Origin of the sequence: Streptomyces melanosporofaciens (genome assembly GCF_900105695.1) — a bacterium.
In the GTDB taxonomy this organism is placed as follows: domain Bacteria; phylum Actinomycetota; class Actinomycetes; order Streptomycetales; family Streptomycetaceae; genus Streptomyces; species Streptomyces antimycoticus.
Genome location: NZ_FNST01000002.1, coordinates 515,332 through 539,998 on the forward strand (window position 1 = coordinate 515,332; position 24,667 = coordinate 539,998).

Annotated in this window: 23 protein-coding genes, 1 tRNA gene and 2 pseudogenes; 17 read left to right on the forward strand and 9 right to left on the reverse strand. The window is 72.4% G+C overall.

Annotated elements, in window-relative coordinates; genetic code table 11:
* Positions 1–65 precede the first annotated feature (65 nt).
* Together BLV72_RS04960 and BLV72_RS04970 are read left to right on the forward strand one after the other, a co-directional pair.
* The gene (locus BLV72_RS04960; RefSeq protein ID WP_059148632.1) at positions 66–1,046 is read left to right on the forward strand and encodes an aldo/keto reductase; all 981 of its coding nucleotides are present in this window, start codon (positions 66–68) and stop codon (positions 1,044–1,046) included.
* Positions 1,047–1,797: 751 nt separating this feature from the next.
* Complete coding sequence (locus tag BLV72_RS04970) at positions 1,798–3,771, forward strand: helix-hairpin-helix domain-containing protein (RefSeq protein ID WP_244320658.1); 1,974 nt, start codon at positions 1,798–1,800, stop codon at positions 3,769–3,771.
* Positions 3,772–3,883: 112 nt separating this feature from the next.
* Here the strand turns inward: BLV72_RS04970 and BLV72_RS04975 are convergent, their stop codons facing one another.
* Complete coding sequence (locus BLV72_RS04975) at positions 3,884–4,567, reverse strand: hypothetical protein (protein ID WP_093460538.1); 684 nt, start codon at positions 4,565–4,567, stop codon at positions 3,884–3,886.
* Positions 4,568–4,614: 47 nt separating this feature from the next.
* Between BLV72_RS04975 and BLV72_RS04980 the strand changes: the two genes are divergently transcribed.
* Positions 4,615–4,803, forward strand: a complete 189-nt coding sequence (locus tag BLV72_RS04980; RefSeq protein WP_014059547.1) for a DUF5703 family protein — start codon at positions 4,615–4,617, stop codon at positions 4,801–4,803.
* A 63-nt stretch (positions 4,804–4,866) separates the two neighbouring features.
* On the opposite strand, the gene BLV72_RS48705 is transcribed toward BLV72_RS04980, so the two are convergent.
* Together BLV72_RS48705 and BLV72_RS04990 are read right to left on the reverse strand one after the other, a co-directional pair.
* Positions 4,867–5,928, reverse strand: coding sequence for a chaplin (locus tag BLV72_RS48705; protein ID WP_483153918.1), 1,062 nt, complete (start codon positions 5,926–5,928; stop codon positions 4,867–4,869).
* 327 nt (positions 5,929–6,255) lie between these two features.
* Entirely contained in the window at positions 6,256–7,593 is a 1,338-nt protein-coding gene (locus BLV72_RS04990; RefSeq protein WP_093460540.1) for a M20/M25/M40 family metallo-hydrolase, read from the reverse strand.
* A gap of 233 nt (positions 7,594–7,826) precedes the next feature.
* Here BLV72_RS04990 and BLV72_RS04995 point away from each other — a divergent pair.
* The 5 genes from BLV72_RS04995 to BLV72_RS05015 all read left to right on the forward strand — a co-directional run bounded on the left by BLV72_RS04995 (position 7,827) and on the right by BLV72_RS05015 (position 12,889).
* Positions 7,827–7,914, forward strand: a tRNA-Leu gene (locus tag BLV72_RS04995).
* Positions 7,915–8,293: 379 nt separating this feature from the next.
* A complete protein-coding gene (gene kdpF / locus BLV72_RS05000; protein ID WP_009326374.1) occupies positions 8,294–8,383 on the forward strand; it encodes a K(+)-transporting ATPase subunit F in 90 nt (29 codons plus the stop codon).
* Between the two features lie 32 nt (positions 8,384–8,415).
* Positions 8,416–10,077 (forward strand): potassium-transporting ATPase subunit KdpA, encoded by a 1,662-nt coding sequence (kdpA, locus tag BLV72_RS05005; protein WP_093460541.1) that lies wholly within the window; start codon positions 8,416–8,418, stop codon positions 10,075–10,077.
* Positions 10,077–12,215 (forward strand): potassium-transporting ATPase subunit KdpB, encoded by a 2,139-nt coding sequence (gene kdpB, locus BLV72_RS05010; RefSeq protein WP_208905544.1) that lies wholly within the window; start codon positions 10,077–10,079, stop codon positions 12,213–12,215. The genes kdpA and kdpB overlap by 1 nt, the downstream gene beginning before the upstream one ends.
* Positions 12,216–12,220: 5 nt before the next feature.
* Positions 12,221–12,889 carry a potassium-transporting ATPase subunit C gene (locus tag BLV72_RS05015; protein WP_093460543.1) on the forward strand — a complete coding sequence of 223 codons (669 nt, stop codon included), beginning with the start codon at positions 12,221–12,223 and terminating at the stop codon, positions 12,887–12,889.
* A 96-nt stretch (positions 12,890–12,985) separates the two neighbouring features.
* Here BLV72_RS05015 and BLV72_RS05020 read toward each other — a convergent pair whose 3' ends face one another.
* Complete coding sequence (locus tag BLV72_RS05020; protein ID WP_228052872.1) at positions 12,986–13,513, reverse strand: MarR family winged helix-turn-helix transcriptional regulator; 528 nt, start codon at positions 13,511–13,513, stop codon at positions 12,986–12,988.
* A gap of 80 nt (positions 13,514–13,593) precedes the next feature.
* Here BLV72_RS05020 and BLV72_RS05025 point away from each other — a divergent pair, with 80 nt between their 5' ends.
* The 3 genes from BLV72_RS05025 to BLV72_RS05035 all read left to right on the forward strand — a co-directional run bounded on the left by BLV72_RS05025 (position 13,594) and on the right by BLV72_RS05035 (position 15,697).
* On the forward strand, positions 13,594–14,109 hold the full coding sequence (locus BLV72_RS05025) for a flavin reductase family protein (RefSeq protein WP_093460544.1): 516 nt from the start codon (positions 13,594–13,596) through the stop codon (positions 14,107–14,109).
* A gap of 63 nt (positions 14,110–14,172) precedes the next feature.
* The gene (locus BLV72_RS05030; protein ID WP_093460546.1) at positions 14,173–15,192 is read left to right on the forward strand and encodes an Ldh family oxidoreductase; all 1,020 of its coding nucleotides are present in this window, start codon (positions 14,173–14,175) and stop codon (positions 15,190–15,192) included.
* Entirely contained in the window at positions 15,185–15,697 is a 513-nt protein-coding gene (locus BLV72_RS05035) for a PaaI family thioesterase (RefSeq protein ID WP_093460547.1), read from the forward strand. Before BLV72_RS05030 ends, BLV72_RS05035 begins: the two co-directional genes overlap by 8 nt.
* 311 nt (positions 15,698–16,008) lie before the next feature.
* Here BLV72_RS05035 and BLV72_RS05040 read toward each other — a convergent pair whose 3' ends face one another.
* From BLV72_RS05040 to BLV72_RS05050, 4 genes are all read right to left on the reverse strand, one after another.
* A complete protein-coding gene (locus BLV72_RS05040; protein ID WP_093460549.1) occupies positions 16,009–16,806 on the reverse strand; it encodes a hypothetical protein in 798 nt (265 codons plus the stop codon).
* Positions 16,803–17,351, reverse strand: a complete 549-nt coding sequence (locus BLV72_RS05045; RefSeq protein ID WP_093460550.1) for a sigma-70 family RNA polymerase sigma factor — start codon at positions 17,349–17,351, stop codon at positions 16,803–16,805. Before BLV72_RS05045 ends, BLV72_RS05040 begins: the two co-directional genes overlap by 4 nt.
* A complete protein-coding gene (locus BLV72_RS47800) occupies positions 17,348–17,506 on the reverse strand; it encodes a hypothetical protein (protein WP_014059559.1) in 159 nt (52 codons plus the stop codon). Before BLV72_RS47800 ends, BLV72_RS05045 begins: the two co-directional genes overlap by 4 nt.
* Positions 17,507–17,731: 225 nt before the next feature.
* Positions 17,732–18,571 carry a helix-turn-helix transcriptional regulator gene (locus tag BLV72_RS05050; RefSeq protein WP_093460552.1) on the reverse strand — a complete coding sequence of 280 codons (840 nt, stop codon included), beginning with the start codon at positions 18,569–18,571 and terminating at the stop codon, positions 17,732–17,734.
* Between the two features lie 103 nt (positions 18,572–18,674).
* Here BLV72_RS05050 and BLV72_RS05055 point away from each other — a divergent pair, with 103 nt between their 5' ends.
* Positions 18,675–19,382 (forward strand): SDR family NAD(P)-dependent oxidoreductase, encoded by a 708-nt coding sequence (locus tag BLV72_RS05055; RefSeq protein WP_093460553.1) that lies wholly within the window; start codon positions 18,675–18,677, stop codon positions 19,380–19,382.
* 52 nt (positions 19,383–19,434) lie between these two features.
* Here the strand turns inward: BLV72_RS05055 and BLV72_RS05060 are convergent, their stop codons facing one another.
* Positions 19,435–20,178, reverse strand: a complete 744-nt coding sequence (locus BLV72_RS05060) for a CDP-alcohol phosphatidyltransferase family protein (RefSeq protein ID WP_093460555.1) — start codon at positions 20,176–20,178, stop codon at positions 19,435–19,437.
* Between the two features lie 118 nt (positions 20,179–20,296).
* Here BLV72_RS05060 and BLV72_RS05065 point away from each other — a divergent pair.
* The 5 genes and pseudogenes from BLV72_RS05065 to BLV72_RS49665 all read left to right on the forward strand — a co-directional run.
* Positions 20,297–21,294 (forward strand): annotated as a pseudogene (locus tag BLV72_RS05065) (zinc-dependent alcohol dehydrogenase).
* Positions 21,295–21,372: 78 nt separating this feature from the next.
* Complete coding sequence (locus BLV72_RS05070) at positions 21,373–21,771, forward strand: 6-pyruvoyl trahydropterin synthase family protein (RefSeq protein WP_093460556.1); 399 nt, start codon at positions 21,373–21,375, stop codon at positions 21,769–21,771.
* Positions 21,768–22,874 (forward strand): glycosyltransferase family 4 protein, encoded by a 1,107-nt coding sequence (locus BLV72_RS05075; protein ID WP_093460558.1) that lies wholly within the window; start codon positions 21,768–21,770, stop codon positions 22,872–22,874. The genes BLV72_RS05070 and BLV72_RS05075 overlap by 4 nt, the downstream gene beginning before the upstream one ends.
* The gene (locus BLV72_RS05080) at positions 22,802–23,707 is read left to right on the forward strand and encodes a class I SAM-dependent methyltransferase (protein WP_425288352.1); all 906 of its coding nucleotides are present in this window, start codon (positions 22,802–22,804) and stop codon (positions 23,705–23,707) included. Before BLV72_RS05075 ends, BLV72_RS05080 begins: the two co-directional genes overlap by 73 nt.
* Before the next feature lie 86 nt (positions 23,708–23,793).
* Positions 23,794–24,543 (forward strand): annotated as a pseudogene (locus BLV72_RS49665) (lysylphosphatidylglycerol synthase transmembrane domain-containing protein); the annotation flags it as partial.
* Between the last annotated feature and the right edge of the window lie 124 nt (positions 24,544–24,667).

Here is a 24,667-nt window from a genome sequence, read left to right on the forward strand (position 1 = left end):
TACGTCAGGGGTGGGTTATCCACAGGCTGCCACGGGGCGCTATCCGGACAGTAATCTCGATGTTCATGGAGCTAAGGCACCTCGGCCGCACGGGCCTGCGCGTCTCCCGGCTCGGCCTCGGCACGCTCACTTGGGGGCGGGACACAGACGAACACGACGCCGCGGATCAGCTCAAGGCGTTCTGGGAGGCGGGCGGGACACTGGTCGACACCGCGGATGTCTACGCGGACGGCGGCGCCGAATACCTCCTGGGGCAGCTGCTGGAAGGGCTGCTGCCGCGGCGCGATCTGCAGATCGCCACCAAGGCCGGCAGCGTGCCCGATCCCGACCGCCGCTTCGACGGCTCGCGCGGCCATCTGCTGGGCGCGCTGGACGCCTCCCTGGAGCGGCTGGGCACGGACTATGTCGACCTGTGGCAGGTGCACGCCTTCGACCCGTTCACCCCGCTCGAGGAGACCCTGCAGGCTCTCGACATCGCGGTGAGCAGCGGCCGGGCCCGCTATGTGGGGGTGTCCAACTTCAGCGGCTGGCAGCTCGCGAAGGCCGCCACCTGGCAGCTGGCCTCCTCCGGTGCGCACACCCGGCTGGCCAGCACGCAGATGGAGTATTCACTGCTCCAGCGCGGTGTGGAGCGCGAGGTGCTGCCCGCCGCCCTCGACCTCGGCGTCGGGCTGCTGCCGTCCTCGCCGCTCGGCCGCGGTGTGCTCACCGGCAAGTACCGCCATACGACGCCCGCCGACTCGCGCGGCGCCTCCGAGCTCGCGGCCTTCGTCGCCCCGTATCTGGACGAGGAGGCGAGCCGGATCGTCGAGGCGGTCGCCATAGCGGCCGACGGCCTGGCGACCACCGCGCTCAATGTGGCGCTCGCCTGGGTCCGCGACCGCCCGGGAGTCACCGCGCCGATCGTCGGCGCGCGCAACGCCCAGCAGCTGAGAGCGGCGTTGTCGGCGGAGAGCCTTAGTCTTCCGGACGAGATCTGCCAGGCGCTCGACGATGTGTCGGCGCCCGTGCACCGCTATCCCGATCAGGACTGGAGCACGCTGTGAGTACCGACCGCCTCGCCGGCGAAGCCGCATCCGCGCCCGAGGAGGCCGAGCCCCATCCCGCCGAGCCGGCGGAGCCGGACGGCACCGGGACCCCGGCCCCGGGCGGTCCCGGAGGCCCCGCCACCGCCGGGCCGGACCCGGACCACACCCCGGACGACCACAGCGAGCCCGGCGGCGCGGGCGCCCCCTCGGGGGCGGACCGGAACGACGCGGGGGCGGCGGCCACCGCACGAGGCGGGGCCGACGCTTCCCAGGCTTTCGTCGCCGGAACGGGCAGCACCCACGGCGGGAGCGCCGACCGTGATCAGGCCGCGTCCGCCGGGCACGGCACATCCGGCGGCCCGGAGGCGGACCAGGACTCCGGAGGCACGCAGGCGCCGGGCCCAGCCGAGGCGAGCGCTCACGCGGCCCGGGCGCGGGCGCCGGTGCTTCCGCAGCCGCCGGACGGGGCGGGCCCGGCGGCGCGGGCGCTCCTGCGGGGGCGGGCCAGAACGACTCGGGGGCGGCGGCCACCGGACAGGGCGGGGCCGACGACGCCGAGGCGCCCACCGCCGGAACGGGCTCTCACGGCCCGCGAGACCCCGACGGCGAACAGCCACCGGCAGGCGGGGCCGACGGTCACGCCACGGGAGCGGGCACCCACGGCGGGAGCGGCGACCGTGAGCAGGCCGCGGCCGCCCCCGGGGACGGGGCGGGCGGCAAGGGGCGGCGGTCGGCGGCGGCCGAGGCGTTGGCCGCCGCCGTACGGGCCGTGGAGAGCGGTGAGCGGTCGGCGGCGTCGTTCTTCAACGACGCCCCCGCCCGCCGTCCGGCGGCGCCCACCGCCCCCGCTGCCCCCGCCGCGCCCGTGCACGAGCGGCCCCGTGCGGCGGCCCCCGCCGCCGCGCCCGCTCCCGGGCGCCCGCCGTCGGCCCGTCCGGCGCCCGGGCCAGGGGGCGAGATCCCCGGCAGCGGGGACGTCCGGCAGGTGCTCGCGGCGGGCGGGGCCCCCGAGAGCCTGGCCGGGCCGGTCGCCGAAACGCTCGGGGAGCGCGCCGCCGAGGCGCTGCGCGAGGACCCCTGGCAGCTGCTGGCCGTGCCCGGTGTGCGCCCCGACCAGGCGGACGGCTTCGCCCGCGCCCTCCTCGGCCCGGCCTGCGAGCCCGGCGACGAGCGTCGTGCGCTGGCGCTCACCGGCTGGCTGCTGGAGCGCGCCGCCCTCGAAGGACACACCGCGCTGGAGTCGTCCACGCTGCGCGACGCGCTCGCCAAGGTGTCCGTGCCGGACCCGGACGAGGCGCTGCGCACCGCGATCGCGGAAGGTGCGGTGCTGGTCTTCCAGGACGCGCTCGACGCCCCGCCGGGGGCCCGTCCCCAGGCGGCCGACGACGAGGACGCCGAGCAGCCGGTGCGGGTGCTGCTGGGGCTGGACCGCTATGCCCTGGCGGAGGAGAGCCTGGCCGACGCCCTCGCCCGGATGGCGAGCACCTTCGTCCCACCGCAAGACGGCGAGGCGCCCACGGGCGGCCCCGGCGCGCCCGAGTGGGAGAGCTCTGCCGCCGCCGCGCCGACCGCCTCCGCCGCGGAGCTCGTCCGTACGGTCGCGGCCCACGGCCTGGTCGCCCACAGCGGTGGCGAGGCGGCACGCGCCGAACCGGCGGCACTGGTCGCCGCCGCCCGCGCCCTGGGCCTGCGGGCCTATGCGGCGGCGCACAGCGAGGACGGCAGGCGGCGGCTGGCCGCCTCGCTGGGCGAGGCCCCGGGCGCCGACCCGGAGGCCGCTTCCGCGGCCGTCACCGTCGCCGGGCTGCTGGCCGACGCCGAGGGCCCCGGACGCGACGAGGAGGGCGCGCTCGCGCTCGATCTGCTCGCCGTGCTGGACGCCCCGCAGCTCGATGTGGAAAGGGCCGCGATGCTCGTCGAGTCGCTGCCGGACGGCGCCCGTCTGGTGCTGAGCGGGGACCCCGGGGTGCTGGGGTCGGCCGGCCCCGGCCGGGTCTTCGCGGATCTGGTGGCGGCCCGCCGCTGCCCGCAGGTCGTCTCCCGCACCCCCGACCCGGGCCCGATCGGCGAGCTGGTCTCGGGCATCGGGATCGGCGAGCTCAACCAGGTGGAGGCGCCCGGCAAGGAGGTCGTGATCGTGCCCGTGCGGGACGCGGGCGAGGCGGTGCACCGCACGGTGCAGCTCGTGGCCGACTCGGTGCCCCGTGCGATCGGCATCCCGGCGGAGCAGACCCAGGTGATCACCCCCGGCCATGGTGGCGCGGCCGGCACCCGCGCGCTCAACGCCGCGCTGAAGACCCGGCTCAACCCCGGCCCCGGACAGTTCGGCGGCTTCGACCCGGGCGACCGCGTGGCGTACACCCCGGCCCCGGGCCGTACGGTGCCGGGCACGGTGGTCTCGGCGGACGCCGAGGGGCTGCGGCTGGACTGCGCGGGCAGCCCCGTGGTGGTGCCACGTACGGAGGTCGGTGAGCTGGTGCGGCATGGCTGGGCCCTCACCGCGCACCAGGCGGCCGGAGCGCGCTGGCCCGCGGCCGTGGTGGTGCTGCCGGGCGACGCCACGGCGGGGCTGACCCGCGCCTGGATCTACACGGCCTTCAGCCGCGGCGAGCGCCATCTGTCGGTGGTCCACGGCGCAGAAGGGGCGCTGCCCCGGGCGGTGGCGGAGATCCCCTTCAAGGAGCGCACCACACGGCTGCGCGCCCTGCTCCAGGCCCAGGTCCCGGCCGGTTCCACGGCCTGACCGGCGGCCCGGCCCCGGCTCGCGAAGGCGCCCGGGAACACCATGGCCCCGGATCACCCCACCGTGAGGCGGGGCGATCCGGGGCCGGGCGATCAGTCCGGAGCGGCGGTGCTCAGCTGCCCGGCTCCAGCACCTCCAGCTCGTCCTCGTCCTCGAGCTCTTCGTCCTCGAGCTCCTCGTCGAAGACCGAGCTCATGTCGAAGCGGCACACGACCATATGCGGATCCGCCTGGTCGAAGGGGGCCGAAAGCCACTCCCCCGGTTCCGGGGGCTCCTCAGCCGCCACCACCCACAACGTGGAGTCGCCCTCCTCCAGGCCGAACTCCTTGTGGCGAGAGGCGATCTCATCGGCCTCGAACTCGCCGAAGACCACGCCCAAGGCGGTGTGCACACTCTCCCCGGCGGCCGCGCCGCCGCCCTCCCGGTCGTTCCCTGTGTCGATGTCCGGATCCAGGTCAGCGATCCGCTGCGCCTGCGAGAGCAGCCGCTGCGGTTCGACGACGACGTAGTCCCTGCGGATCAGCACGCTCAGCGCGCTCGGCTCCTCCGGCCCGGCATAGGCGGGGAGGCGGTCGTCACCAGGGATCTCGAAGGGCGTCACCTCGTCGTAGGCGTCATAGAGCAGCTCGTCGTAGACCTCGGCTGCCGCGGCCAGTTCGTTGAACGCGGCGTAGACGGCCGGATCGCCTTCCCCCGACCGGCGTTCGACAGCGTCGAGGTGACGATCCAGTGCGGCTTTCACCGCTTCGGCAGCGGCGCGTACCTCGGCAGCGGATGGCTGCGCAGCATCAGACATAGTGCAGACGCTATCCGTAGCAGGGCAGTTCCCGCACAATAGATGCGATGCCGGAATACGAATTCTGTGATGTGTATGTGCCGCGCGGGGTTTCCCGCAAGGCCACTACCCGCCTGCTCACCGACCATGCTGAGTACGGACACTGGGAGTTGGATCGCCTCAGACTCAACCCCGACGGCAGCCGCAGAGTGCGATTGCGGCGCCGGATCATCCGCCAGCTTCGGGCCACCTGGTAGCGGGCCGGGACAAGGCGGAGCGGGCCCCGCTTGGCGCGGGGCCCGCCGAGAGTGACGCCACGGTCACCCGGCGTAGGAGATCCGGTGTGTGATGCGTGGCGTGCGAGGTGCGGTGCGCGGTCTGCGGTGCACGACGGGTGATGCGTGACGACCACCACACGGCACGGTCGGCGCCTGCCTCACCTGTCTCACCTGTCTCGCACCTACCTGGCAGCGCGAGGTGTGATCAGCGCTGCGCGGCGCGGGCCCGACGGTAGAGCACCGTGCCCGCCAGCAGCAGGCCCGCGGCGGCCGGAATCGCCAGCTCGACGGGGCCGGCACCGGTGTGCGCGAGCTGCTCCTTGCCGCCGAGGTTCGCGGACGGGTCGAGGCCGTGGTTTCCCGCCTGCTCAGCGGGGTCGTCCGAGCCACCGCCGGGGTTCGACCCCCGGGGTTACCGGGGTTGCCCGGATTGCCGGGGTTCCCAGGGTTACCGGGCTCACCCGGGTTTCCGGGGTTGCCAGGGTTGCCGGGGTTGCCGGGGTTTCCGGGCTCACCCGGGTTGCCAGGATTACCAGGGTTGCCAGGCTCACCTGGGTTGCCAGGCTCACCTGGGTTGCCCGGGTTCCCAGGGTTCCCGGGGTTGCCAGGCTCACCCGGCTCACCCGGCTCCCCAGGCTCCCCCGGGTTCTCCGGCACCGCCGGGACCGTCTCGGTGCAGTCCCCGCCGTCGCTGGTGTTGCCGAACCCGACCGCGCTGATGTTGTTCCCGCACACATTGACCGGAACGCCGATCGGGGCCTGGATGTTGTTGCCGGAACCGATCCCCGACGAGTCACTGGCGCTCCCCTGCGCCTGCGGACCGCCGGCCTGGGTACCGCCACCGCCGGACGAGTCGTCCGAGCCGCCGCCGCACCGCCCCCCACCGGCACCGTTGAAGACGCCGATGACGCTCACCGTGTTTCCGCACAGATTCACCGGCACATGCACCGGGACCTGGATGTTGTTGCCCGAGACGACACCCGGCGAGTACGCGGCGCCACCATCGGCCCCCGGACCCGCCGCCTGGGCGTAGCCGCCGGTCACGGCGAGAACGCCGCTCGCCGCGGCTACGGTGATCAGGCCCTTTTTCGCAACCTGTCGCATAACTGTCTGCTCCCCTAGCCTTCCGTCCCGGCCGGAGTGCGCGCGGGCGATCTCGCCCGCACCCCCATCCCCGGGCGTCCCGGAGCACGCACACTCCGAAACCGCCCGGGGCTCACACCCCGGTGGACCGTGACCCGATGTCACGTGATCGATGCGGTAGTTGCCGAAGGCGGGGTACAGCACCACCCCTTGTCGGCACCGCGGCCCGGTTACGGGCCGCACACACCATGTAACGAGGAGGGAGCAATCAAGCTATCAAGCTACGACACCATTCACCCTTTTTGGTTCCTTCGGTATGTGTGATCGATTAGGCCGTTCGTGCAGCCCTCAGCAGGCGTCCAGGAACCGGTCCAGCACCCGCACGCCGAACTTCAGCCCGTCCACCGGCACCCGCTCGTCGACCCCGTGGAACATCCCGGCGAAGTCCAGCTCGGGGGGCAGCCGCAGCGGCGCGAATCCGAAGCAGCGGATGCCGAGGTCGTCGAAGGACTTCGCGTCCGTACCGCCCGAGAGGCAGTACGGCACGGCGCGGGCGATCGGGTCCTCGGCCTTCAGCGCCGACTGCATGGCCTCGACCAGCGCCCCGTCGAAGGTGGTCTCCAGCGCCTTGTCCGCGTGCACGTCCTCCCGCCTGACCCGCGGGCCGAGGATGCGGTCGAGGTCGGCCAGGAACTCCTCCTCGAACCCCGGCAGGAAGCGCCCGTCCACATGCGCCGTGGCCTGCCCCGGAATGACGTTGACCTTGTAGCCCGCGCTGAGCATGGTCGGGGCGGCGGTGTTCTGGAGCGTGGCACCGATGATCTTCGCGATGCCGCCCAGCTTGGCCAGCGTCTCGTCCATGTTCTCCGGGTCGAGCGGGGTGCCGAGCGCATCGGACAGCTCGTCCAGGAAGGACCGTACGGTCTTGGTGACCCGCACCGGGAACTTGTGCCGCCCGAGCCGCCCGACCGCCTCGGTCAGCTCCGTGATGGCGTTGTCGTTGTTGGTCATCGAGCCGTGCCCCGCGGTGCCGTCCACGGTGAGCCGCATCCAGTGCATGCCCTTCTGCGCGGTCTCGATCAGATAGAGCCGCAGATCCTCGTTGACGGTGAAGGAGAAGCCGCCGACCTCGCCGATCGCCTCCGTCACGCCCTCGAAGAGGTCGGGGTGGTTGTTGACCAGGTGCTTGGCCCCGTAGACCCCGCCCGCCTCCTCATCGGCGAGGAAGGCCAGCACGATGTCGCGCGGGGGCTTGCGGCCGCTGCGCAGCCGGTCGCGGACGACCGCCAGCGTCATCGCGTCCATGTCCTTCATGTCCACCGCGCCCCGGCCCCAGACGCAGTCGTCCACGATCTCGCCGGAGAAGGGGTGGTGGGTCCAGTCCTCGGCGTTGGCCGGTACGACGTCGGTGTGGCCGTGGATGAGCAGCGCCGGACGGGACGGATCCTCCCCCTCGATCCGTGCCACGGTCGACGCCCGGCCCTTGTGCGACTCGAAGATCTTCGGCTCGAGCCCCACCTCGGCGAGCTTCTCGGCGACGTACTCGGCGGCCGCGCGCTCACCGGGGCCGGAGTGGTCGCCATAGTTACTGGTGTCGATCCGGATCAGGTCACGGCAGAGGTCGACCACCTCGTCCTCGCCGCTGACCGTTCCGGTCGTCGTCGCGCCCGAAAGCGACTCACTCACGATGCCTCCTCGTCGTTGCGCTGCCGCGGGACGCCCAGGTGCGGACCCCCGCGGCAGGGGTCACCCGCCCATCCTCCTCCGCTCGCCCGCCCAGCCCAAGGCTGCAATGCCGCCGTCACGCCCCCGTCACACAGCGCTGCCGCACAGGCCCGACCGGCCGTGATCGAGCACGTCCCGATGTTTGCTATGGTTTTCCACGTCGGAACGGCCGCGGGCCGACCGGCAGACACCTGGTCCGGGTGGCGGAATGGCAGACGCGCTAGCTTGAGGTGCTAGTGCCCTTTATCGGGCGTGGGGGTTCAAGTCCCCCCTCGGACACCAGCTGATACCCCACTTCACGTGGGGTTTTCTGCTTTCCAGGGCTGTGGCGTGGCCCTTTCCAGAACTGTGGCGTGACCAACACCGGCATACCCCATGTTCAGGCGTCGGCGCCCCGTCGACCGGCACACATCCGCACCCCTCGCCCCAGCGCCCGTATGGGTCGCGTCAAGGGGGTGCGGATCGGCGTATGGGACCCGTCAACGACGCTTGGATCCGGCCATGGGCGGGGTTTTCTTCTATCGACAACCCGTCCGATCCGCCGCTTGCGGATTCCCCCGACCTCTTTCCAGGAGTTCGCGATGGCCGATGTGGCCTTCGTCGTCACCATGCTCGCGGTGTTCGCGCTGGTGGCCTTTGTCGCCAAGGGGGTGACGAAGCTGTGACCGCCGAAAACGTCGTCGGCCTCGTCGTCGCCGTCGCCCTGCTGGGCTATCTCGTCCTCGCCCTGATCTTCCCGGAGAGGTTCTGACGGTGACATCAGCTGCTACCGCGGCGGGAGGCATGGGTCCCGTACTCGCGGGCGTGCTCCAACTGCTCGCCCTCCTAGGGGCGCTGGCGCTCGCCTATGTTCCCCTCGGCAGCTACATGGCCAAGGTCTTCTCGTCCGAGAAGCACTGGCGCGTGGAGAAGTGGATCTACAAGGGCATCGGTGCCAACCCCGACACCGAGATGCGCTGGGCCTCGTATCTGCGCGGGGTGCTGGCCTTCTCGGTGGCCGGTGTGCTCTTCCTGTATCTGCTGCAGCGGCTGCAGGGCAGCCTGCCCGGTTCCCTCGGGTTCTCCTCGATCGAGCCCGCGCAGGCGTTCAACACGGCCGCGTCCTTCGTGACGAACACCAACTGGCAGTCGTACTACGGCGAGCAGGCCATGGGCCACGTCGTGCAGACCGCCGGGCTGGCCGTGCAGAACTTCGTGTCGGGCGCGGTCGGCATCGCCGTCGCGGTGGCGCTGGTGCGCGGTTTCGCGCGCTCGCGCACCGGTGAACTCGGCAACTTCTGGGCCGATCTGGTGCGCGGCACGGTCCGCGTCCTGGTGCCGGCCGCGGCGATCGCCGCCGTGGTGCTGGTCGCCTGCGGTGCCCTGCAGAACTTCTCGGGCATCCACGAGGTGGGCCAGTTCATGGGCGGCTCGCAGCAGTGGAACGGCGGGGCGGTGGCCTCGCAGGAGGCCATCAAGGAGCTGGGCACCAACGGCGGCGGTTACTTCAACGCCAACAGCGCCCACCCGTTCGAGAACCCGACCCCGTTCACCAACCTCTTCGAGATCTTCCTGATCCTGGTCATCCCGCTGGCGCTGACCCGCACCTTCGGCATCATGGTCGGCTCGGTCAAGCAGGGCTACGCGATCCTGGCGACCATGGTCACCATCTGGGTCGGCTTCGTGGCCCTGATGATGTGGACCGAGTTCGCCCACCACGGCCCGGCCCTGCACGCCGCCGGTGGCGCGATGGAGGGCAAGGAGGCCCGCTTCGGTGTCGGCGGCTCGGCGCTCTTCGGGGTGTCGACCACGCTCACCTCGACCGGAGCGGTGGACTCCTTCCACTCCTCCTTCACGGGCCTGGGCGGCGGCATCACCATGCTCGGCATGATGCTGGGCGAGATCGCGCCCGGTGGTGTGGGCTCCGGCCTCTACGGCATGCTGATCATGGCGATCATCGCGGTGTTCATCGCCGGGCTGATGGTGGGCCGCACGCCCGAGTATCTGGGCAAGAAGATCGGTGCCCGCGAGATGAAGCTGGCGGCCTGCTACATCCTGGTCACCCCGTCGCTGGTACTGATCTTCACCGCCGCCTCCATGGCCCTGCGGACGCCGCCGAACTCGATGCTCAACTCCGGTGCGCACGGCTTCTCCGAGGTGCTGTACGCGTTCACCTCCGCCTCGAACAACAACGGTTCCGCCTTCGCGGGCCTGAACGCGAACACCGACTGGTTCAACACCACGACCGGTCTCGCGATGCTGCTCGGCCGCTTCGTGCCCATGGTCTTCGTCCTGGCGCTGGCGGGTTCGCTCGCCGAGCAGAAGCCGGTGCCGGCCACCGCGGGCACGCTGCGCACCGAGAAGCCGCTGTTCACGGGATTGCTGGTGGGCGCGATCCTGATCATCACCGGTCTGACGTACTTCCCGGCGCTGGCGCTGGGGCCGCTGGCCGAGGGGCTGGCGTGATGAGCACCCGCACAGAAAACCACGAGGACTCCATGTCCACTGCCACTCCGACCAGGGCGCCGCGAGGCGGCGTTCCCACCGGGCACAGCTCGGCCGAGGACCGTGTCGGCGCGGGCCTCTTCGATCCCGGGCAGCTGCTCAAGTCGCTGCCGGACGCCTTCCGCAAGCTGGACCCGCGGGTGATGGTGAAGTCGCCCGTGATGTTCGTCGTGCTGGTCGGGTCCGTGCTGACCACGGTGTTCTCTTGTCAGGATCCGGGCGACTGGTTCGGCTGGGCGATCAGCGCCTGGCTGTGGCTGACCGTGATCTTCGCCAATCTGGCGGAGGCGGTCGCCGAGGGCCGTGGCAAGGCGCAGGCCGACACCCTGCGCAAGGCCAAGACCGATACGGTGGCCCGGCGGCTGGCCTCGGACGGCACGGCCGAGGAGCGGATCCCCGGCACCGGGCTGAAGATCGGTGACCTGGTGGTCTGCGAGGCCGGCGATGTCATCCCCGGCGACGGCGATGTGGTCGAGGGCGTCGCCTCGGTCGACGAGTCGGCGATCACCGGCGAATCGGCGCCGGTCATCCGCGAATCGGGCGGCGACCGTTCGGCCGTGACCGGCGGCACCAAGGTGCTGTCCGACCGCATCGTCATCAGGATCACCACCAAGCCGGGCGAGACCTTCATCGACCGGATGATCAACCTGGTGGAGGGCGCCGCCCGGCAGAAGACGCCGAACGAGATCGCGCTGAACATCCTGCTCGCCTCGCTGACGATCGTGTTCCTGCTCGCCTGCGTCACGCTGCCGCCGTTCGCCGATTACGCGGGCACGCGGCTGACGATGGTGGTGCTGGTGGCGCTGCTGGTCTGTCTGATCCCCACGACGATCGGCGCGCTGCTGTCGGCGATCGGCATCGCGGGCATGGACCGGCTGGTGCAGCGGAACGTGCTGGCGATGTCGGGCCGGGCGGTCGAGGCCGCCGGTGACGTCTCCACACTGCTGCTGGACAAGACCGGCACGATCACCCTGGGCAACCGGCAGGCAGCCAAGTTCGCGCCGGTGCGCGGCACCACCGAGGCCGAGGTCGCCGACGCCGCCCAGCTCTCCTCGCTGGCCGACGAGACCCCCGAGGGGCGGTCCATCGTCGTCCTGGCGAAGGAGACGTACGGGCTGCGCGAGCGCCATCAGGGCGAACTGGTGGGCGCCGAGTGGATCGAGTTCACCGCGCAGACCCGGATGTCGGGTGTGGACGTCGGCGAGCGGAAGATCCGTAAGGGCGCGGCCGGTTCGGTCATCGCCTGGGTCCGGGAGCGGGGCGGCACGGTCGCCGGGGACGCGGACCGGATCGCCCACCGGATCTCCGAGGCCGGCGGCACCCCGCTGCTGGTGGCGGTCCAGGACGCGGACGGGGCGCGGGTGCTGGGCGTCATCCACCTCAAGGACGTCGTCAAGGAGGGCATGCGGGAGCGGTTCGACGAGCTGCGCCGCATGGGCATCAAGACCGTCATGATCACGGGTGACAACCCGCTGACGGCCAAGGCGATCGCCGAGGAGGCGGGCGTCGACGACTTCCTCGCCGAGGCCACTCCCGAGGACAAGATGGCCCTGATCAAGCGGGAGCAGGCGGGCGGCAAGCTGGTGGCGATGACCGGCGACGGCACCAACGACGCCCCGGCGCTGGCCCAGGCGGACGTCGGGGTGGCGATGAACACCGGTACGTCGGCCGCCAAGGAGGCCGGCAACATGGTCGACCTCGACTCCAACCCGACCAAGCTCATCGAGATCGTGGAGATCGGCAAGCAGTTGCTGATCACCCGTGGCGCGCTGACCACCTTCTCCATCGCCAACGATGTCGCGAAGTACTTCGCGATCATCCCGGCGCTGTTCGCGGCGGTCTACCCGGGGCTGGACAAGCTGAACGTCATGCAGCTTTCCTCACCGGACTCGGCGATCCTGTCCGCGGTGATCTTCAACGCGCTGATCATCATCGCGCTGGTGCCGCTGGCCCTGCGGGGTGTGCGCTACCGGCCGATGAGCGCGGACAAGATGCTGCGGCGCAACCTCGGGATCTACGGCCTCGGCGGCCTGATAGCGCCCTTCGTCGGCATCAAGATCATCGACCTGCTCATCTCCCTCATTCCCGGGATCGGCTGACCGCCATGAACCATTCCGTCATGAACACCGCCCGGCTGTTCGGGGCCGGCCTGCGGGCCCTTCTCGTACTGACCCTGGTCACGGGCGTCATCTATCCGCTGGTGGTCACCGGCATCGCCCAGGGGCTGTTCCACGACAAGGCGAACGGCTCCGAGATCACGGCGAACGGCAAGGTCGTCGGCTCCTCGCTGATCGGGCAGCCGTACAACCTGCCATTGAAGAAGGGTCAGCAGACCCCGGATCCCGATCCGAAGTGGTTCCAGGGACGCCCGGCGAACGGCCTCGGCGCCAACAGCGTCAACACCCAGTACACGCTGCTGCTGTCCGGGGCCACCAACCTCTCCGCCGACAGCAAGGACCTCCTCCAGCAGGTCAAGGACGCCAAGGCCGCGGTCGTCAAGAACAACTCGGTGCCCGGCTACACCGTCAGGCCGTCCCAGGTCCCCGCCGACGCGGTGACGTCCTCCGGCTCCGGCCTGGACCCGGACATCTCCCCGCGGTACGCCGAGATCCAGGTCCACCGGGTCGCCGAGCGGAACGGGCTGTCCGTCGCCCAGGTGGAGAAGCTGGTCGAGGACAAGACCGAGGGCCGCGTCATCGGCTTCATCGGCGAGCCGCGGGTGAACGTCCTCGAACTCAACATCGCGCTCAAGGATCTCGTGGCCCAGCACTGACGGGGTCACGCGCCCAGAGAAGCGGGAGCCGGCGGCCGGAGACCTTCTCCGGCCGCCGGCTTCCGTCGTCATGTCCGGGAGCCGAAGCCGCCCGGCTCATCCATCGCTCTCCGGCCGCTTCATCTCCCGCAGTTCGTTCTCGACGACGAGCGCGGCCCGGCGCAGATGCTGGTCGGCCGCCGCGATGTCGTCCGGGCCGAGCGTGGCGTTCAGAGTGTCGCTGATCTTGAGTACCTCGGCACCCATCTCCGTCAGCGCGGCCTGGCCCGCGTCGGTGACCTTCAGCGACAGTGCCCGTTCGCTCTCCGGATGCGAGCCGCGGGCCACGAAGCCGCGGTTCTCCAGCTGGGTGACGATGCGGGTCATGGTCTGCGGGCGGGCGTAGCAGCGCCGGGCCAGCTGGGCGAGGGTGAGCTGGGGCTGGTCGGCGATGATCCGCAGCGCCGTATAGCTGGACAGCGTCATGTTCCACGGCCGCAGCCGGCTGTTTCCGATCCGGGTGACCGCTCGCTCGAGCCGGAAGGCCGCGTCGATCAGCGAGGACGCCTCGTCCATGCCCGTGGCCGCCCGCGGCGGGGTCCGGTCGTCGTTCAGGGGGCTGATGTACGGCAGCGGGTCTGTCACGTCTGCAGCGTAATGGCACGGCCCCCGACCCAGTGCATCAGCTCTCTTGCAATATGGACGTATGCTTATATCATCTCAGCATGCTTACACATCACTTCCCTCGCTCCGCGCGACAGGGCCCGGATCCCACCCGGTTCCGGTCCGTTCTGGGCCACTTCGCCAGCGGCATCACCGCGATCACCTCCCGTGACGCGCACGGCAATCCGGTGGGTATGGCCGTCTCGTCGTTCACCTCCGTCTCGCTCGACCCGCCGCTGGTGGCGTTCCTGCCGGGCAAGAGCTCATCGACGTTCCCGGCCATCGCCGACCGCGGCACCTTCTGTGTGAACGTCCTCGCCGCCGGCCAGGAGGAGATCTGCCGCGCGCTGTCGACGTCCGGCGGGGACAAGTTCGCGAGCGTGGCCTGGCGGCCGGGGCCGCACGGGGATCCGGTCATCGAGGGCGTGGTGGCGTGGATCGGCTGCACGATCCAGGCCGTCCACGACGCCGGTGACCACCACATCGTCATCGGCCACGTCGACGATCTCGACGCCCGCGCCGAGGCGTCCCCGCTGTTGTTCTTCCGGAGCGGCTACCGCCACCTCGCGGCCGCCTGAGCGGCGAACCTCCCGATCTCACCGCTGACGGAAGGTCCCTTGATGACCCGACAGCACCCACCCATGACCACACTGACGCCCTCCGACGCCCACGCGCTCGTCTCCGCGGCGTTGACCTGGGCCGGGCACACCGCGGCCGAGGCCGGAATCATCGCCGACCACCTGCTCGACTGCGAACTGCGCGGCCTGTCCTTCGGCGGGCTCGCCCGCGCGCTGTCCGTGGTGGAGCGCATCCGCGCCGCCCCCGAGCCCCCGGGCCCGATCCGGGTCGTCGCCGAGACCGCGGTGTCCGCGACCCTCGACGGCGGCGACCAGGCCGGCTATCTCGTCGGCATGCGCGCGCTGGACCTGGCCGTGGACAAGGCCCGTGCGCACGGCATCGCGGCCGTCGGCGCCCGCGACACCTGGTACACCGGCATGTTCTCGTACTACCTCGAGAAGGCGGCGGACGCCGGGCTCGCCGGGATGATCGCGGGCAGCGGGCCCGCGGTGGTGGCACCGCACGGCGGCACCGAGGGCCGGTTCGGCACCAATCCGATCGCCTTCGGCTTCCCGTCCACCCCGGCGCCGGTCATCCGGGGCATCGGCACCGCGTCGGTCATGTACGGCGAGGTGCTGCTCAAGGCCCGGCTCGGCGCGGAGCTCGCGCCGGGCCGGGCGTACGACGCCACCGGCGCCCCGACGCTCGACCCGGCCGCCGCGCCGGAGGGCGCGTTCGGGGTGTGGGGCGGGCACAAGGGCTCCGGGCCGGCGATCGTCGTCCAGCTACTGGGCATGATGGCCGGGGCGGCCCCCGACCCACCGGGGGTCCGGGACCGCGGCTTCCTCGTCGTGCTGGTGGACCCCGGTGTACTGACCGACCCGGAGGACTACCGCCGACGGGTGGCCGCCTTCGCCGACGCGGTCCGGGCGACCCGTCCCGCCGAGGGCGGCGGCGCCGTACGGGTGCCGTTCGACCGCTCGGCCGCCTGCCGCGACGAGGCGCTTCGGCGCGGCACGATCGAGGCGTCCGGCGCGGTGGTCGAGGCCATGCGCCGGGAGGCGGGACGCGTCACCCACGCCGGGGGAACGGCCCATGGCTGACGCCCACGATGCCGACGCGTTCGCGATCGAGCCGTCCGCGTCGGGCCGGCTGCTGTGCGGCGGCTGCGCCCCGGACGACGTCTGCCGACTGGGCGTGGAGGCCGCCGGCGCGCGCGACCGCGACCTGCGGTTCGACGTCGTCTGCGCACACTCCTGGCACGGCGGCCCGGATGTGGCGCACGGCGGCTGGATCGCCGCGGTCTTCGACGACGTGCTCGCCATGGCCGCCCTGCGCACCGAGCCGCGGCTGGTCACCAAGTCCCTGGCGGTCGAGTATCTGCGCCCGGTGCCCGTCGAGCGGCCGCTCACGGTCCTGGCGCGGATCGACGCCCACCACGGCAGACGCTGGGAGGTCTCGGCACGGATGACGCTGGCCCCCACCGGGCCGCCGCTGGCCACCGCCCGCGCGGAGCTGCGCACCCGCCGTCCCGACCACTTCGCCCGGCACCGCGACTGGCTCGTCCACCGGCCCCCGCCCCATCAGGCCCTCCCCCCAGAAAGCTGAGGACCACACCATGGTCGACTCCTTCACCGGGCTGCGGCCCGGCCGCGGCTGCCGCACATCATGTTCCCGGGCTACCACCGGAATCCGGCCGCGACCCTGGCGATCGTGCGGGACCTGCGGTGGCACACCGGGGACCTCGGCTACACCGACGACGACGGCTACTTCTCCGTCGTCGACCGCAAGAGGCCAACTGGCCGACGGCGGAGGTCGGCGCTCCCGGCAAGGGATGTGTCCGGCACACCGGCCCGGTGCCGGCCCCCGGCCGACCGGGTAAGCCACTCGCCTTCACCTGGTGATACGCGGGTGAGGCGCTACGCGGGGGAACCGCTGCGCGGCCGCTCGGGCAGTACGGCCCGGTCGGGCGAGGGCGTGCCGGCCGTGGTGGTCTCGGTGGCGGTGAGGTCTTCGATGCGGTCGGCGAACCCCGGTTCGGGCAGGGGGAGATCGATGTCGGGGTCGTCGGTGAAGTCGACGGCCCGGGCGACGTAGTGGATGACGGCCGTGGTGGCGGGCGGCACCTCCTGTTCCCGTTTCAGGCCGTGCAGGATGCGGAGGGCGGCGGCCATCTCATGGTCGGTGGCGGCCCAGTCCTCCACGGTGTCGGTGACCGGCGGGATGTCGTGGCCCGCCTGCTCGTGCCACCACTCCAGCCAGGCGTGCGCCTGGCCGTCCTCGCCCAGGGCCATGTGGTGGAGGTAGAGGCAGTACGCGGCGGCGGGGTCACCGGCGCCGGCGGCGAACTGCCACCAGAACTGGGCGTGGTCCTCATGTCCGGCCAGTTGCAGGACGCATCCGAGGACCCGGGAGCCGGGCGGTTCGAGGATGCGGCGGGTGAGGAAGTCCCGTAGCTGGGTCAGGGCATCGGGGCGGGCGATGATCGCCTCGCACAGGGTGTGCAGGTCCTGCGCCATCCGTTCGTCCACGCCCGGCGCCGCGGCCCCCGCGGCCGCGGGTGTCCGCTGGGCGTGCCGTGGAGGGCGCTCCTGGGGTGGGGCGCCTCCCGGGTCGGCGTGGCGGATGGCGAGCCGGGCCTCGGCGGCCTCGAAGTCGACGGGAGGGGTGGGGTTGAGCAGGGCCCGCGCGAGGATGCGGTCAATGGCTGAGGTCATCGGTCCTCCTTGGCCAGGAGTTGTTGCAGACGGCGGCGGGCGTAGCGGGCGGTGGAGCGGACGCCGGCCTCGGTGATGCCGAGGTGGGTGGCGGTCTCGGCGACGCTGTAGCCGCGGCAGTGGAGCAGGATGACCACGTCCTGCTGGCGCTCGGGGAGTCTCTTGATGGCCTGGTAGAGGTTCAGGCTCTCCTCGAGTACGGCGATGGGGTCGACCGCGTCCCTGAGCAGCGCGGTCTCGAAGGTCGCGTTGTCCAGGAGGGCGGGGCCGCGGTTGCGGGCGCGGGCGAGGTCGACGGCCCGGTTCTTCATGACCTTCCAGGCGTAGGCGGCCGGGTTCTCCATGGTCAGCACCTTGGGCCAGCAGCGCAGGAGTTGTTCGAAGGCGGCGTCGACGGCCTCCTCGGCGTCCGCGTGGTTGCCGAGGTAGACCACGGCCCGGTCGATGTACGCCTTCCGGTGGAGCTGGTGGAAGGCGCGGAAGTCCGCGGGGAGTCCGGGTGTCATCGAGGTGGTCTCGCGCGAGCGCAGGAATTCGTTGGTCACCGCTCCCCTCCCTCCCGGTCGCTGCGATGCAGTTCCGATACGCCGACGCGGACTCCCATCGCGGCCGCGCGGCGCAGGAGGGCGATGGCGTCACTGCCGAATACCCGCGCGACGAGTACGGCGGTGACGACGTTCACCACGGTTTGAAGATTCACGGACGTCGTTGTCCTTCTGTTCGTTGTACGAGGGGTGGCCCCCACACGCCCCGCGAGTGCGCGGTGTTGCGCTCTCTGTTTCAGATAGCGCTCACGGACGCCGGTTCGTGCATCGGATGAGCTTAAAATCTTACGGAACGCAGCGATCCAATTACGCAAATATGAAAAACATATGGGCCTGGTTCCCAGATCCGGCCCCGCTCGCACCGCCGTACGAGGGACGGGCTAGCCGGTGAGCGTCTGGGTGCCGAGCACGGTGAGCAGGGCGAGGCGTTCGGCATCCTCGGTGCCGGGCTCGGCGGTGTAGACCACGATGCGCAGATCGCTGCCCGCCACCGTGAGCACATCGCAGTCCAGCGTCAGCGAGCCCACCCGCGGATGGTCGATGGTCTTGCGCGACGCCTCGTGGTGGCCGACGGTGCCGGAGTCCCACAGCTCGGCGAACCGCTCGCTGTTGGCGCGCAGTTCCGCGACCAGCCGCCGCAGCCGCTGGTCGGCCGGGTAGCGGGCGGCGGCCGTGCGGAGATCGGCGACCAGCGCGGCCTGGAACTCGGTGCGGTCCTCATGCGTCTGCCGGGATCCGCTGTCCTCGCAGACGAAGTGGCGCCAGACTCCGTTGCGCTCGTTGCCGCGCCACCGGGACGGATCGCCCCTCAGGGCCACATACGGCGGATTGGCCATGAGCAGCGTCCAGGACGCGTCGCTCACGGCGACCGGTGTGCCGGTCAGCCGGTCCAGCAGCCGCTGGACGCTCGGGGTGATGTAGGCCGGCACCGTCTCCGGGCCCGGTGGCGCGAGCCCGGCCAGCCGGAAGAGATGGCCGCGCTCGGTCCCCGACAGCCGCAGCGCCCTGGCCAGGGCCTCGACGATCTGGGTCGAGGGATGGGAGGCCCGGCCCTGTTCGAGGCGGGTGACGTAGTCGACGGAGATCCCGGCCAGCATCGCCAGCTCCTCGCGGCGCAGCCCGGCCGCGCGCCGCTGGCCGCCGGACGGCAGCCCGGCGGCCTCCGGCGGGACCCGGTCCCGCCAACGCCGTACCGCCTGCCCGAACTCCGTGGTCGCCATGACCACCAGTGTGCACCGCCGCCCGGGGGCCCTTCCTGGTACTCGCGGTCCCAGGAAGACGGGGCACCTGGCTGCCCGCCCGCCCCGGACGCAGCCTGGAGACATGACGACAACACTTATCACCGGAGCCAACAAGGGTCTCGGCTTCGAGACCGCCCGCCGTCTGATCGCCGCGGGACACACCGTCTACATCGGCAGCCGGGACGCCGAGCGCGGCCGCCGGGCCGCCGAGCGGCTGGGGGCGCGGCTGGTCGTCCTCGATGTCACCGATGACGCGTCCGTGGCCGCCGCCGCCAAGACCATCGAGGCCGACGGCGGACTGGATGTGCTGATCAACAACGCCGGTGTCGAGGAGCGGACGCCGGACGGCGGGGTGATCGGCGCCGCGGAGGTCACCGCCGACATGATGCGGAAGGTGTTCGAGACGAACGTCTTCGGCGTGGTGCGGGTCACCCACGCCTTCCTGCCGCTGCTGCGGCGGTCCGCCGCCCCGGTCGTGGTCAATGTCAGCAGCGGGCTGGCCTCGCTGGACCGGGTCTCCACCCCCGACACCCCGACGCACGCCTATCCGGGGGTCAGCTATCCGGCGTCGAAGGTCACGGTGAACATGCTCACCGTGCAGTACGCGAAGGCGTTCCCGCAGATGCGGATCAACGCCGTCGAGCCCGGCTACACCGCGACGGACCTCAACGCGCACACCGGCCACCAGACGGTCGAGGAGGGCGCCGAGATCATCGTCCGGATGGCCCAGGTGGGGCCCGACGGCCCGACGGGTGGGTACTTCGACATCGAGGGCACTCTCCCCTGGTAGAGCGAGGGCACTCTCCCCTGGTAGAGCGGCGGGCCGGTCGGCGACGCCGCCCTCACCGGGCCCCCGCGGTCACCTCGGCCCGGCTGTCCCGGGTGCGCCACAGCCACCTGATGTCGCGGGCGAAGGACCAGCTGAGCAGGGTCAGGGCGAGCAGGGCGGCGCCGAACGCCAGCGCATAGGGCAGGACGTCGGCGCCGACGATCAGCAGCAGCACACCCTGGAGTGCGGCCACCGTCTTGCGGGCCGTGCTCGGGGGGAGCTGTCCGTTCAGCCAGGGCAGCACCCGGGCCGCGGCGACGAAGGCGTAGCGCATGGTGCCGATCAGCAGCACCCAGGGGCCGAGCGAGGTGGCCACATAGACGCTGAGCACCAGGATGAGGACGGCGTCGACCTCCATGTCGAACCGCGCGCCCAGCGAGGACGAGGTGCCGGTGCGGCGGGCCACCTGGCCGTCGACCGCGTCCAACAGCAGCGCGACCGCGGTGAGGGCCACCAGCACGGTGACCGGCGGCGGGCTCTCGAAGGAGTCCGCGACCAGCGCGGTCACCCCGCCCACGAGCGTGGCCCGCGCGAGGGTGACGCGGTTGGCCGCGCCGAAGGAGACGAGCCAGGACCGCGACAGGGCGCGGGTGAGCACCGCCCAGGTGGCGACCGCGAAGGCCAGGCCGGTCAGCCAGCCCACGGGTCCCAGGTCGATCGCCGTGCCGAGCAGCACGAGCAGCAGGAGTTGTGCGGCCGCGCCCGCGGCCGTCTCGTTCCGCACCAGCGTCGTGTTGTAGGGATTGTTCAGGGCCACCGTGCACCCTCCGGGCTGTGTGGCGGAGTGGATGGGTGCCGCGTACCGTGTTCGCGGCTTCATGGTCACCGGTACGTGAGCCACCGCCCGATTGTTCAGCCCCTTTGGAGAACGTCGTATGACGCGCACCGCCCGCGCCTTCTGGCTCCGCTCCCCCGGCCGTGGCGAGATACGGGAGGTGGCCCTGCCCGTCCCCGGGCCCGAGGACGTGGTGGTGCGCACGCTGTGCTCGGGGGTGAGCCGCGGTACGGAGACGCTGGTCTTCCGCGGTGGCGTACCGGTGAGTCAGCACACCGCGATGCGCGCGCCGTTCCAGGACGGTGAGTTCCCCGGGCCGGTCAAGTACGGCTATCTCAACGTGGGTCTGGTCGAGGAGGGGCCGGCGTCCCTGCTGGGGCGCACCGTCTTCTGTCTGTATCCGCATCAGACCCGCTATGTGGTCCCGGCGAGCGCGGTGACCCCGGTGCCGGAGGGCGTGCCCGCCCCGCGCGCCGTGCTGGCGGGCACGGTGGAGACCGCGGTGAACGCGGCATGGGACGCCGCGCCCCTGCTGGGCGATCGGATCGCCGTGGTGGGGGCCGGGATGGTGGGTGCCTCCGTGGCGGCGGTGCTGGCGCGGTTCCCCGCCGTACGGGTGCAACTGGTGGACGCCGAGCCGGCGCGCGCGGAGATCGCGCGGGCGCTCGGGGTGGACTTCGCGCTCCCCGGGGAGGCTGCGGGCGACCTCGATCTGGTCGTGCACGCCAGCGCCACCGAACAGGGGCTCGCGCGCTCGCTGGAACTCCTCGCCCCGGAGGGCACCGTGCTGGAGCTGAGCTGGTACGGGGACCGGCGGATCAGCCTGCCGCTGGGGAAGCCTTCCACTCCCGCCGGCTGACGGTGCGGGCCAGCCAGGTGGGGACGGTCTCCCCGGCCCGGGGCACCCGCCGCGATTACGGCGACCGGATGGCGCTGGCGCTCGAACTGCTCGCCGATCCGGCCTTCGACGCCCTCGTCACCGGCGAATGCGGTTTCGAGGAGCTGCCCCAGGTGCTGCCGGGGCTCGCCTCCGGGGAGATTCCGGGACTGTGCCACCGGGTTCGCTACGACGCGGAATCTGTCGTGTCATCCGTCTGAACACGGGGAACGTGACGGCCGTACTAGAGGGCGTGCCCCGGCTGAGGGCCCGACGCGCCGTATCTGGAGGGTCATCCGTTGTTCAGCATCACCGTCCGCGATCACATCATGATCGCTCACAGTTTCCGCGGGGACGTCTTCGGACCCGCACAGCGGTTGCACGGGGCGACGTTCCTCGTGGACGCCACTTTCCGCCGTGCCGAGTTGGACGACGACAACATCGTCGTCGACATCGGCCTGGCCACCCGTGAGCTCGGGGAGGTGTGCGGCGCGCTCAGCTATCGCAATCTCGACGACGAACGCGATTTCGAGGGGATCAACACCTCCACCGAGTTCCTCGCCAAGGTGATCGCCGACCGCCTCGCCGAACGGGTGGCCTCCGGGGCGCTGGGCGAGGGCGCCCGCGGGCTGTCCGGGATCGTGGTCACCCTGCATGAGTCGCATGTCGCCTGGGCGAGTTACGAGCGCGGCCTATGAGCCCGGCCGCACCGCCCACGGTGCACATCGTGATGCCCGGCGCCGTGGCCGACCCGGCCGCGCCGAGCGGCGGCAACGTCTACGACCGGCGGATCTGCCGGGATCTGCCCGGCGCCGGCTGGCGGGTCGAGGAGCACGCCGTCGAGGGTGACTGGCCCCGGCCGGGCCCCGCCGCCCGCGCCGAGCTGACCCGGATCCTGGCCGGGCTGGCGGACGGCACGGCCGTCCTGCTCGACGGGCTGGTCGCCTGTGCGCTCCCCGCCATCGTCGTCCCGCAGGCCCAGCGGCTGCGGCTGGCGGTGCTGGTGCATCTGCCACTGGGTGACGAGACGGGGCTCGCCCCCGGCCGGGCCGCGGAGCTGACGGCGCTGGAGGGCCGGACGCTGCGCTCGGCGCGGGCGGTGGTGGCCACCAGCGCCTGGGCGGCCGGGCGGCTGGTGGATCTGCACGGGCTGGTGCCCGACCGGGTCCATGTGGCGGCGCCCGGCGCCGATATCGCCCCGCTCGCCGCCTCGGGCGGCGCGGGCTCACGGCTGCTGTGCGTGGCCTCGGTGACCCCGCGCAAGGGGCAGCTGCGGCTGGTGGAGGCGCTCGCGGAGATCCCCGATCTGCCCTGGACCTGCGACTGTGCGGGGGCCCTGGACCAGGACCCGGAGTACACCGCCCGGCTCCGGGAACTGATCGAGAAGCTGGGCGTGGGCGACCGGGTGCGGCTGCTCGGCGCGAGGACCGGCGCCGAGCTGGACGCCGGTTACGCGGGTGCCGACGCGATGGTGCTCGCCTCGTACGCCGAGACCTACGGCATGGCGGTGACCGAGGCGCTCGCCCGGGGGATCCCGGTGCTGGCCACGGCCGTCGGCGGGGTGCCCGAGGCCATCGGGCAGGCCCCCGACGGCAGGGTGCCGGGCATGCTCATCGACCCGGACGACCCCGGGGCGCTCACCGCGGCGCTGCGCCGCTGGCTGGGCGACCCCGATATCCGCCGCCGGCTGACCGCCGCCGCGCACGAGCGGCGCACCGCGCTGGCCGGGTGGGAGAACACCACCCGGAACCTGGCCGGTGCGCTGGAAGAGCTCCGAGACGAACCGCGGAGGGCCGCGTGAAGACGACCGACGTACCGCGTTACACCCCCGACTGGCTGGAGCTGCGGGAGAGCGCCGACGCGGCGGCCCGCTCCCCCGAACTCATCGAGGAGCTCCGCCCCCGGCTGTCCGGCCCGCCGCTGGTGATCCACGATCTGGGCTGCGGCACCGGCTCCATGGGGCGCTGGCTGGCGCCCCGGCTGAGCGGCCCGCAGCTGTGGATCCTGCATGACCGCGACCCCGATCTGCTGGACCGGGCGGCCCTGCGGATGCCCCGGGCGGCCGCCGACGGCAGCCGCATCACCATCGCCACGGCGCGGGGCGACCTCGCCCGGCTGACCGCGAGCACGCTGGACGGCGCCTCGCTGGTGACGGCGTCCGCGCTGCTGGACGTGCTCACCGCCGAGGAGGTGGACGGGATCGCCGCGGCCTGCGCCGCGGCCCAGTGCCCGGCGCTGCTGGCGCTGTCCGTGGTGGGGCGGGTCGAGATCACCCCGGCCGATCCGCTGGACGCGGAGATCGCCGAGGCGTTCAACGCCCATCAGCGGCGCGGCTTGCTGGTGGGCCCGGACGCGATGGCGGTGGCCTCCGAGACGTTCGCCCGGTACGGCGCGACGGTACGCACCCATGCCAGCCCCTGGACGCTCGGCGCCGAGCAGGCCGCGCTGACGGCCGAGTGGCTGCGGGGCTGGGTGGGCGCGGCCGTGGAGCACCGGCCGGAGCTGGCCGGGCGCGCCGAGGCGTATCTGCGCCGCCGGCTGGCGATCGCCGCGACGGGCGCGCTGCGGGTGGTGGTGCACCACCGCGATCTGCTGGCGCTGCCCGCGTCCCGCACGATGGGGGCGGCCGCGTGACCGCCGCGCTGCGGGCCCGGCTCGGGGCGGCCGCGGGCGTCGCCATCCTCGGGGTGGTGCTGTGGCGGCTGGGCACCGGGGCCTTTGTGGACGGCCTGCACACCATCGACGGCCTGACCCTGCTGGCGGCGCTCGGCCTCGGCCTGCTCACCACGGTCTTCAGCGCATGGCGCTGGTGTCTGGTGGCGCGGGGGCTGCGGATCCGGCTGCCGCTGGGCCCGGCCGTCGCCGACTACTACCGCGCGCTGTTCCTCAACGCCGCGCTGCCCGGTGGGGTCCTCGGCGATGTGCATCGGGCGGTGCGGCACGGGCGGGACGCGGGGGATGTCGGCCGGGGCGTACGCGCGGTGGTGCTGGAGCGGGTCGCGGGCCAGGTGGTGCTGATCGCGGTGGGGGTGGCGATTCTGCTGGCCCACCCCTCCCTGGCCCTGGAGCAGTTGGGCCGGCCGGCCGGCGGCCTCGGCGGCCGGACGGCCTGGGCCGCAGTGCTCGCGGGGTGCGTCGCACTGCTCGTGACCGTGGCCGTCCGGCGCCGCCGCGCGGCGCCGGTGACCTTGCGGCGGCGGGGCGCGGTCCGCGGCGCGCTGGCCGAGGCGCGCCGCGGGCTGCTGGCCCGGGGAAGCTGGCCGGGGGTGGTGGTCTCCTCGGTCGTGGTGCTGGCCGGGCATCTGACGACGTTCGTCCTCGCCGCCCGGGCCGCGGGGTCAGACGCTCCGCTGACCGAGCTGCTGCCCCTGATGGTGCTCGCCCTGATCGCCATGGCGCTGCCGCTGAACGTCGGCGGCTGGGGCCCCCGCGAGGGCGTCACCGCCTGGGCCTTCGGCGCCGCGGGCCTGGGCGCGAATCAGGGGCTGACCGTGGCCGTGGTCTACGGGGTGCTCACCTTCGCCGCGAGCCTCCCCGGTGTCGCGGTGCTGGCCGTCCAGTGGGGCGCCCGGCTGCGGGGCCGACAGGTCGAGT

Bases quoted from the DNA above. Each gene is read 5' to 3' on its own strand.
- BLV72_RS04960 (WP_059148632.1), top strand. From the start codon at position 66: ATGGAGCTAAGGCACCTCGGCCGCACGGGCCTGCGCGTCTCCCGGCTC.
- BLV72_RS04975 (WP_093460538.1), bottom strand. From the start codon at position 4,567: ATGTCTGATGCTGCGCAGCCATCCGCTGCCGAGGTACGCGCCGCTGCC.
- BLV72_RS04980 (WP_014059547.1), top strand. From the start codon at position 4,615: ATGCCGGAATACGAATTCTGTGATGTGTATGTGCCGCGCGGGGTTTCC.
- BLV72_RS48705 (WP_483153918.1), bottom strand. From the start codon at position 5,928: ATGCGACAGGTTGCGAAAAAGGGCCTGATCACCGTAGCCGCGGCGAGC.
- kdpA (WP_093460541.1), top strand. From the start codon at position 8,416: ATGGGTCCCGTACTCGCGGGCGTGCTCCAACTGCTCGCCCTCCTAGGG.
- kdpB (WP_208905544.1), top strand. From the start codon at position 10,077: ATGAGCACCCGCACAGAAAACCACGAGGACTCCATGTCCACTGCCACT.
- BLV72_RS05015 (WP_093460543.1), top strand. From the start codon at position 12,221: ATGAACCATTCCGTCATGAACACCGCCCGGCTGTTCGGGGCCGGCCTG.
- BLV72_RS05025 (WP_093460544.1), top strand. From the start codon at position 13,594: ATGCTTACACATCACTTCCCTCGCTCCGCGCGACAGGGCCCGGATCCC.
- BLV72_RS05030 (WP_093460546.1), top strand. From the start codon at position 14,173: ATGACCACACTGACGCCCTCCGACGCCCACGCGCTCGTCTCCGCGGCG.
- BLV72_RS05035 (WP_093460547.1), top strand. From the start codon at position 15,185: ATGGCTGACGCCCACGATGCCGACGCGTTCGCGATCGAGCCGTCCGCG.
- BLV72_RS05040 (WP_093460549.1), bottom strand. From the start codon at position 16,806: ATGACCTCAGCCATTGACCGCATCCTCGCGCGGGCCCTGCTCAACCCC.
- BLV72_RS05050 (WP_093460552.1), bottom strand. From the start codon at position 18,571: ATGGCGACCACGGAGTTCGGGCAGGCGGTACGGCGTTGGCGGGACCGG.
- BLV72_RS05055 (WP_093460553.1), top strand. From the start codon at position 18,675: ATGACGACAACACTTATCACCGGAGCCAACAAGGGTCTCGGCTTCGAG.
- BLV72_RS05075 (WP_093460558.1), top strand. From the start codon at position 21,768: ATGAGCCCGGCCGCACCGCCCACGGTGCACATCGTGATGCCCGGCGCC.